General features: G+C 74.6%; 5 protein-coding genes. All 5 read right to left on the reverse strand.

Translation table 11 applies throughout. The features are described from left to right. Positions 1-366, reverse strand: a 366-nt coding sequence (locus EYA84_RS27595; protein ID WP_153227121.1) for an AMP-binding protein, incomplete at its 3' end; no start/stop codon positions are given. After that, positions 363-1,388, reverse strand: a complete 1,026-nt coding sequence (locus tag EYA84_RS27600; RefSeq protein WP_131056746.1) for a methyltransferase — start codon at positions 1,386-1,388, stop codon at positions 363-365. The genes EYA84_RS27600 and EYA84_RS27595, both read right to left, overlap by 4 nt. A 46-nt stretch (positions 1,389-1,434) precedes the next feature. Next, on the reverse strand, positions 1,435-2,517 hold the full coding sequence (locus EYA84_RS27605; RefSeq protein WP_131056748.1) for an acyl-CoA dehydrogenase family protein: 1,083 nt from the start codon (positions 2,515-2,517) through the stop codon (positions 1,435-1,437). Positions 2,518-2,533: 16 nt separating this feature from the next. Further along, entirely contained in the window at positions 2,534-3,670 is a 1,137-nt protein-coding gene (locus EYA84_RS27610; RefSeq protein WP_131056750.1) for an acyl-CoA dehydrogenase family protein, read from the reverse strand. 3 nt (positions 3,671-3,673) lie between these two features. Then, positions 3,674-4,291, reverse strand: a 618-nt coding sequence (locus EYA84_RS27615) for an LLM class flavin-dependent oxidoreductase (protein WP_131056752.1), incomplete at its 5' end; no start/stop codon positions are given.

Raw genomic sequence — 4,291 nt, forward strand, 5'->3', positions numbered from 1 at the left:
GGCCACCGAGGGCGCGGACGCGCCGTCGACCACCAGCAACCGGGGCCGCATCGCCGTCAGGGCCGCGCTCAGGTGCTCGGCGTACCGGTCGGGGTCGCCGAAGGCGGCGGGCGGGGCGAGCGGGGACACCGTCGCCCCGGCCAGCAGCGCCCCGAACAGGGTGCCGACGAATCCGGGCCCGGAGGGCAGCACCACCCCGACCACGTCGTCCGGGCGTACGCCCCGCGCGGCCAGCCCGGCGGCGTGTCCGTGGGCCAGCCCGGCCAACCGCGCGTACGACCACCGGTCCCAGTCCCCGTCCGGGCGGGAGAAGCGGACGCCCCGGTCGGCGCGCGGCTGCCCCAGCCAGGACAGCAGCCCGGTCATACCGGTCGGGCCTCGATCACCGGGAACATCGGCGTCTGCGTCGCCTCGACCAGTTCCAGCCCGGCCCCGGCCAGGATCGCCCGTTGCTCGTCCAGGCTGCGCGCGCCGCCCGCGCTCAACGTCAGCATCAGCATGTCCATCCGACGGGCCAGCGGCGTGCTCTCCGCCTCGGACTGCCGTCCGGCCTCGAGGATGAACACCCGGCCCTGCGGGGACATCGCCGCCCGGATACGGCGCAGCACCCCGGTCGCCTCCTCGTCGCTCCAGCTGTAGAGGATCCGCTTGAGCACGTACGCGTCGCCACCGGACGGGATGTCGTCGGTGAGGAAGCTGCCGGGCACCACGCGTACCCGGTCGGTGACGCCGGCCGTGGCGAAGGTCTCCGGCGCGTTCGCCACCACGCCGGGCTTGTCGAACAGCACGCCGCGCATCCGGGGGAAGCGGCCCAGCAGGTCGGCGAGGAACCGGCCGTTGCCGCCGCCGACGTCGACCACCGTGCCGAAGCGGGACCAGTCCGAGGCGCGCAGGATGGCCATCAGCTCCATCCCGGTGACCCCGCTCATCACCTTGTCGAACGCCTCGCCGTCGGCGGGGTGCTGCCCGAAGTGGTCCCACATGCCGATGCCGTGGACCGCGTCGAAGGCGCCCTCGCCGGTGCGCAGGGTGTGGTCCAGACCCTCCATCGCCCGGGTGCAGACCACGGGGGAGAGGAAGATGTCCCGGGCCGAGAAGGGGTGGTCGGCGCGCAGCAGGTCGGCCATCGGGGTCAGCCCGAACTCGCCGGGCGCGACCTCGGCGAACAGGTCCCGGGAGGCCAGGTACCGCAGCGCCTTGGTCAGCGACGGCTCGTGGGCGTCACAGGCGCGGGCCAGGTCCGCGGCGGGCATCGGCCCGTCGGCGAGCTGGTCGGCGACCCGCAGCAGGCAGACCGCCCGGATCGTGTACGGCAGCAGGTAGTCGCCCACCTCCATCAGCCGCAGGATGGCCGGTACGTCGATGCGGGCACGTCGTCTCGTCAGCATCGCTGCTCCTTGTCGGTCTCGGTCGGTGCGCCGTCGGCCGGTGGGGTCACGCGGCCGGCCGTGCCGGTTGCGCCCGCCCGTGCAGCAGGTGACCGGCGAGGGTGGCGAGATGGTCTGCGGTGGGCGTGTCGAAGCTGTCCAGCCAGAGCGCCCGGCGGTACCACCAGTGCAGCGGGTACTCCCAGGTCGCGCCGAGCCCGCCGGTGACCTGGAGGGCGTCCTCGCAGGCGCGTACGGCGGCCTGCCGGGCCGCCACGACGGCCTCGGCGTACGCCTGGGCGATCTCGTCCGGTGCCGCGTCGTCCGGACCGGCGCCGACCAGCCAGCAGGCCCGCAGCGCGAGCGAGGTGGCCAGTTCCAGCGCCACGTACCCGTCGGCCAGCCGGTGCGCCACCGCCTGGTACGCCCCGATCGGTCGGCCGAACTGCACCCGGTCCAGCGCGTGCCGGCGGGCCAGGTCCAGGGCTCGGCGGGCGACGCCGACGGCCTCGCAGGCCAGCAACGTGCCGGCGTGCCGGCGCGCGTCGGTCAGCACCCGCTCGGCGGCCTCCGGCCCGACCAGCATCTCGGCGGGGGTGTCGACCAGGTACAGCAGTGCGGCGCCACGCAGCCGGTCCAGGGCGGGCTGCGGCGCGACGGTGAGCCCGTCGGCTGCGGCCCCCACCAGGAACAGGGCCGGGCCGGTGTCGGTGTCGGCGGCGACCACCAGCGCGGTGGCCCCCGCCGCCTCGGTCACCAGGCCGCGTCGGCCGGTCAGCCGCCAGGTGCCGGCGCGTTGCTCGGCACGGGCTCCCTGGCCGGTGTCCGGGTCGTCCTGCCAGGCCAGGGTGAGCGGACCCGTCGGCAGGTCACGCCCGGCCGCCACGAGGACCGGGTGGGCCAGGCCGACCGTGCTCCACCAGCCGACGGCGGCCAGCGCGTACCCGGCCTCCTGGGCCAGCAGGCCCTTCTCCACCACCGGAAGCTCCGGGTCGCACCAGCCCTGTCGGTGCAGGTGCGGCCACCCGTCCGGATCGGCGTCGCCCGACTCGGCGAGCGCGGCGACCCGGTCGACCGGGTACCGGTCGGCGAGCAGCCGGGCGGCGGCCGACGCCAGGTCACGCTGGTCGTCGGTGAGGGCGAAGTCCATGGTCATCCTCTCCGGGTCACCGGGTGCGGGGCAGGCCGAGCACGCGTTCGGCGATGATGCCGCGCAGGATCTCGGAGGTGCCGCCCTCGATCGAGTTGGCGCGGCTGCGCAACCGCAGGTGCTGCCAGTGGCCGGCGGCGTGGCTGTCCGGGCCGTCGAGCACGGCCGCCGGGCCGAGCAGCCGCAGCGCGAACGCGGCCAGCCGCTGGTTGGTGACCGACCAGTGCAGCTTGAGCACCGAGCTCTCCGGGCCGGGCTTGCCGGTCCGCGCCAGCGTGGCCATCGTCCGGTGACCGGTCCAGCGCAGGGCCTGCAACTGCACGTGCAGCTCGGCCAGCTCGGCGCGGACCGTCGGGTCGTCGGCCAGCCCGAGGTCGCGGACGGTGCGCAGCAGCCGGTCGAACTCGACGGTGAGCCGGGCGGTGAGGGTGATGCCGAAGGTGCCGCGTTCGTGGGCGAGGGTGGTCATCGCGATCCGCCAGCCCTCGCCGACCGGCCCCAGCACGCAGTCGCGGGGCACCAGCACGTCGTCGAGCACGATCTGGTTGAAGTCGGCGTCGCCGGTGCTCTGCCGCAGCGGCAGCACCTGCACCCCGGGGCTGCGCATGTCGACCAGCAGGCAGGTCAGGCCGGTGTGCGCGGTGGAATCGGGCTGGGTGCGGGCCAGCAGCAGACACCAGTCGGCCTGGTGGGCGTAGGACGACCAGACCTTCTCGCCGGTGACCCGCCATCCGTCGGCGGTGGCCGTCGCCCGGGTCCGCACCGCGGCCAGGTCACTGCCCGCGTCCGGCTCGGAGAAGCCCTGACAGAAGACGTACGCGCCGGAGAGGATCGGTTCCAGGAAGCGTTGCTGCTGCTCGGGGCTGCCGTGCGAGACGATGGTGGGTCCGACCATGCCCAGGCCGATCACGTTGCTGTGGTCCGGCGCCTCGGCCAGCGCGCTCTCCTCGGCGTAGATGCCCTGGTAGGTCGGGGGCAGCCCCCGCCCGCCGTAGGCGGCCGGCCAGGTCAGTCCGGTGTAGCCGGCGGCGTGCAACGCCTTGGTCCAGTCACCGGGTGCGCCGCCGTCGCGGTGCCGGGGCACCTGCTCGGCCAACCAGGCGCGCAGGTCACGCCGGAACGCGGCTTCCTGCGGGGTGTCACGCAGGTGCATCGCTCAGCCCTCCCGCGCGGTCACGGCGCGCGACGGGTCGCGGTAGGTGCTAACCCCGGCGCCGAAGTACCGCTCGCGCAGCGTCGTCTCCGCCGGGTCGTACGCGGTCCGGAACAGGCCCCGCCGTTGCAGCTCCGGCACGAGCAGGTCGCAGATGTCGTCGATGCCGTCCGAGGGCGGGCAGGGGATCAGGTTGAAACCGTCCACGTCGGCGACGGTCAGCCACTGCTCCATCCGGTCGGCCACCTGCTCGGGCGTGCCGAACAACGTCACCGGGGCGTCCACCCGGGGCCGGCGGGGGCGGGAGACCAGGTACTTCACGTCCCCGACCGTCCAGGTGCGGTCCGGGCTGAGCTTGCGCAGGAAGCCGAGGAAGGAGTGACTGGCCTGGCTGCGGATCTCGTCCACCGGGGTCTCGTCGGGGAAGGCGGCGAGGTCGATGTCCATCCACCCGCACCACTTGGCGAGCTGCCCCTCGCTGCTCCACAGCGTGTTGTACGCCTCCGCCTTGGCCTTGGCCTCGGCCCGGTCCCGCCCGATCATGACCATGCCGCCCTGCAACGCCTTCACCATGCCGGGGTCCCGGCCGTGCCGGGCCGCCGCCGCGCGCAGGGCGGCCAC

Origin of the sequence: Verrucosispora sp. SN26_14.1 (genome assembly GCF_004307965.1) — a bacterium.
Lineage (GTDB): Bacteria > Actinomycetota > Actinomycetes > Mycobacteriales > Micromonosporaceae > Micromonospora.

Excerpts from the sequence above, each read along its gene's own strand:
- EYA84_RS27600 (WP_131056746.1), bottom strand. The coding sequence starts at position 1,388 with ATGCTGACGAGACGACGTGCCCGCATCGACGTACCGGCCATCCTGCGG.
- EYA84_RS27605 (WP_131056748.1), bottom strand. The coding sequence starts at position 2,517 with ATGGACTTCGCCCTCACCGACGACCAGCGTGACCTGGCGTCGGCCGCC.
- EYA84_RS27610 (WP_131056750.1), bottom strand. The coding sequence starts at position 3,670 with ATGCACCTGCGTGACACCCCGCAGGAAGCCGCGTTCCGGCGTGACCTG.